Annotated in this window: 4 protein-coding genes; 2 read left to right on the top strand and 2 right to left on the bottom strand. The window is 71.4% G+C overall.

Annotation, left to right across the window (positions count from 1 at the left end; all coding sequences use genetic code 11):
* Positions 1 to 903: amidase (locus tag ACWD2L_RS40890; protein ID WP_451193818.1), on the top strand; the 903-nt coding region annotated here is incomplete at its 5' end.
* Positions 904 to 988: 85 nt separating this feature from the next.
* Positions 989 to 2,497 carry an MFS transporter gene (locus ACWD2L_RS40885; protein WP_451193815.1) on the top strand — a complete coding sequence of 503 codons (1,509 nt, stop codon included), beginning with the start codon at positions 989 to 991 and terminating at the stop codon, positions 2,495 to 2,497.
* A 78-nt stretch (positions 2,498 to 2,575) separates the two neighbouring features.
* Here the strand turns inward: ACWD2L_RS40885 and ACWD2L_RS40880 are convergent, their stop codons facing one another.
* Positions 2,576 to 3,034: a nuclear transport factor 2 family protein gene (locus ACWD2L_RS40880; protein WP_451193812.1), complete on the bottom strand. Its 459-nt coding sequence runs from the start codon at positions 3,032 to 3,034 to the stop codon at positions 2,576 to 2,578.
* Positions 3,031 to 3,603: a nuclear transport factor 2 family protein gene (locus tag ACWD2L_RS40875; RefSeq protein ID WP_451193809.1), complete on the bottom strand. Its 573-nt coding sequence runs from the start codon at positions 3,601 to 3,603 to the stop codon at positions 3,031 to 3,033. The genes ACWD2L_RS40880 and ACWD2L_RS40875 overlap by 4 nt, the downstream gene beginning before the upstream one ends.
* Positions 3,604 to 3,755: the final 152 nt, after the last annotated feature.

Here is a 3,755-nt window from a genome sequence, read left to right as displayed (position 1 = left end):
TCGATCCGTATCCCCGCCGCTGCCTGTGGCCTCTTCGGCCTCAAGCCCGCCCGCGGCCGGATCTCCCCGGCGCCCCGCCCCACCACGCTGTCCGGCCTTGTCTCCGGCCACCACGCCGTGACCCGCACGGTGCGCGACAGCGCGCTGCTGCTCGACATCGCCGCGGGCCCGCTGCTCGGTGACGCCTACGCGGCGCCCGGCGCGCCCGATTCGTTCGCCGCCTGCGCGCGGCGCGATCCGGGGCGGCTGCGGATCGGGCTGGTCACCTCCCTGCCGGGCGGCCCGGCGGTGCACGCGGACACCTTGCGTGCCGTGCTCGACGCCGCCCGGGTGTGCGAGGATCTCGGCCACGTGATCGTCGAGGCCGAGGCCCCGTACCGGCCGGAGGAGGTCGGTGTCACCTCGGCCACGCTCATGGGCGCTGACGTGGTCGCCCAGATCGACGCCCGCCTCGAACAGCTCGGGCGGCCGCTCGCCGACGACGACATCGAACCCTTCACACGGGTGATCCACGACCACAGCCGCACGCTCACCGGCGCGGACGTCAGCCGGGCGCTGCGGCGGGCGCAGGAGATCGGCTGGCAGGTCGGCGCCGCGTTCGAGGCGTACGACGTGCTGCTCACCCCGACGCTGGCGCAACCCACGCCCCGGCTGGGTGTCCTCGACACGCGCAGGCCGGAGACGATCTACGAACACGCCGCCGTGCAGTCGGCGTTCACCAGCGTCCACAACGTCACCGGCATGCCGGCGATGTCCGTCCCCTTCGGGCACGACGGTGACGGGCTGCCGCTGGGCGTCCAGTTCGCCGCCGCCAGGGGCGAGGGGCTGCTCGTCTCCCTGGCCGCACAGCTGGAACAGGCAGCGCCCTGGGAGGCCAACGTGCCGCCCGGCCACCGGAGCTGACAGCCACTCAGCACTTCCTGCCCGTCATGCGGCAATGCCCTCGCGCCGCACCCTTTCGTACCCCGCACCCGGACAAAGGATCACGATGGCAGACAACGTCACTCCGCGCCCCGCGGTGGCCTCCAAAGGGAGGGCGGTGGCCGTGCTCGTCCTGGTCATCCTCCTCTCGGAGGCCGCCACCTTCGAGATCACGATGGTCTACCCGGCGATGCCGGACATGGCACGTGAGTTCAAGACACTGAACATCGCCTGGGCCGCCTCGATCGTCACGCTCGCCGGAGCCACCGTCATGCCGATCATCGGCAAGGCCGCGGACAAGTGGGGCAAGAAGCGGGTCATCCTCCTGCTCGGCCTCGTCTTCCTCGCGGGCAGCGTGCTCTGCGCGCTCGCGTCCTCCTTCGCCATGCTGCTGGTGGGGCGGGCGCTGCAGGGCTGCATCGTCGGGATCGTCAACCTCTCCTACAGCCTGGTCCGCGACATCATGCGGCGCGACTTCGTGCCCATCGCCCTGGGTGCCGTGGTGACCGGGGTCGGCATGGCGGCGCTCGTCGGCCCCTTCATGGCCGGCTGGCTCATCGACCAGCACGGCCCGTCGGGCGTCTTCTGGTTCCTCGCGCTCTACGCGGTCGTCCTGTTGCCGTTCTACGCCTTCGTCATCCCCGAGAGCCCGGTGCGCGTCGACCGCCCCGTCGACTATGTGGGCACCATCCTGCTCGGTCCGGGCATCGGTGTGCTGCTGCTCGGCATCACCCAGGGCGGCAACTGGGGGTGGACTGCCGGTTCCACACTCATCTGTCTGATCCTCGGCCTCGCCATGCTGATCGGCTTCGCGGCGTGGGAGCGTGTCTGCAGCCACCCGCTGATCTCGCTCGATGTACTGCTCGGTCCGAGGTTCGGCCCCACTGTGCTGGCCGTCGGGTGCGTGTCGTACATGATGAACGCGCATGCGCTGATCAGCCCCACCTTGCTGCGGACACCGGAAGGCATCCCCGGCCTCAGCTACGGCGCCGGCCTCTCCGCCACCGAACTCGCCGTGTGGACCTGCCCGTTGGGGATCGTGGCGATGTTCGTGGGCCCGCTCGGCGGCTGGCTGACCACCAAGGTCGGCGCCCGTAACATCCTCCTCGCGGGCGCCGCGTGCTACCTCCTGGTCATGCTCCTCGGCTCCCGTCTTTTCAGCCTCCAGTGGCAGATCGGCCTGCTGGCCCTGGTCGGCGGCTGCGCCAACGGCTTCCTGCACTCCTCGAACGCCAACCTGCTCCAGGATTCCCTGCCCGCCTCGCAGAACGCGGTGGGCAACTCGATCGCCGGCATGACCACCCTGCTGTCCGCCGGTATCGCCACGGCGCTGACCGGCGTGGTCATGTCCGGCCATGTACTGACGGTCGACGCGGCCACCAGTTCGGTGGTCTACGCGGACAGCGCCCTCACCCACGCGTACGGGTACGCGGCGGCGGTGGGTGTCGTCGGCGTGGTGGTCGCCCTGATCATGAAGCACGGACGCGCCCCCGCGCGCGGCGGCCTGGTCGAACCGGCAGAGGGGCTTCCGCCGGTCGGGGACGTGCGTGTGGCCGCGGGCGAGGCGGCGGGCTGAGCCGGGCGCCGACGCGCACATGCCGACCGGCCACGGCTTCGAACCGTGGCCGGTCGGCAGGATCCGCGGGGTCGCCCGTCACGTCTCCAGGTCCGGCGGCGGACGCAGCACACCGAAGTCCCCGAGCCGGATCGTCATGGTGAACTCCCGGCCGCACAAAAGCCATTGGTCTTCCGTGCGCCGCCAGTGGTCGTCGTACTCGCCGCAGCACTCGAAGAAGTGGCCCGCCCACGGGCCCGCGCCCTGGTGGTACACCCGCGCGTACGTCAGGGACCGGGCCCGGTCGCCGTCCACGGTCACCCGGTGATTGCCGAGCAGGTGCTGGGTGGGGCCGCAGCCGCCGAGATGGTTCCGGACGACGGTGACGATGTTCCGCACGCCGGTGGCGCCGTAACCGGTCGCGTCCGTGGTGAAGGCGGCGGCGATGCCCTCCCAGTCCCGGGTGTCGAGCGCGGAGGCGAGCCGGGCGAGCCCTTCGGTGATGAGCCGATGGTCGTCGGGCCCGCCGTCTCCCCGCCGCGCCGTACCCCCGGTCATGCCTTCTCTTCCGCCCCGTCGGCCGCCACACCGGAGGCGAGCAGCTCGGGGGACTCGGAACGGCCGTCCAGGACCCGGTTCGTACGGACGGTCACTCGCCAGCCGTCCGGGCCCCGGCGCAGCCGCCAGTGGTTCGCGGTGGCCCGGCGCAGGGCGAATGCCTCCGTCTCCGGATCGCGGACGATCATGGTGGTGTAGCAGACGGCGACGGCCTCGTCGCCGTGCACCCGGACCCGCGGCGCCCCCACGACATGGGCGCAGCCCCGGGCGATCCACCGCTGGTGGTTGGGGGAGCGGACCATGGCCTCGATCTCCGTACGCCCGGTCATCAGCAGCTCGTCCACGTCGTAGACGCCGCCCTCCTCCCACAGGGCGGCCACGGCCTCCGCCCGACCGCTGTCGACCAGCGGACCGTAGGAGAGGATCAGGGAGGTGATGGCGGCCTCGTCCTCCAGCCGGGACAGCCGCAGCTCTAGGCGGGACAGGGTCCGCCGGGTCTCCGACAGCGCCTCCTGGCTGTCGGCGAGGGCCTGTCGGACGTCCGGCGGGGACTGCTCAATGTCGCTCAACGTTCCTACCCTTCAGGTGAGGTGATGGATCATCAGATACGGCAGTCAGAGGTCGCCGGCCAGCGTGTACAGGGCGTCCAGCTGCTCGCAGTAGTGGTCCGCGGACCGTGCGGAGATGGAGGCGGACAGTAGCGTGGCTCCCGCGTCGCGCA

The organism is Streptomyces sp. NPDC002754, assembly GCF_053592315.1.
The sequence above is the reverse complement of the archived record's forward strand: the minus strand, read 5'-3'. Positions and strand labels throughout refer to the sequence as shown.

Coding starts and splice junctions, on each gene's coding strand:
- ACWD2L_RS40885 (WP_451193815.1), top strand. CDS start 989: ATGGCAGACAACGTCACTCCGCGCCCCGCGGTGGCCTCCAAAGGGAGG.
- ACWD2L_RS40880 (WP_451193812.1), bottom strand. CDS start 3,034: ATGACCGGGGGTACGGCGCGGCGGGGAGACGGCGGGCCCGACGACCAT.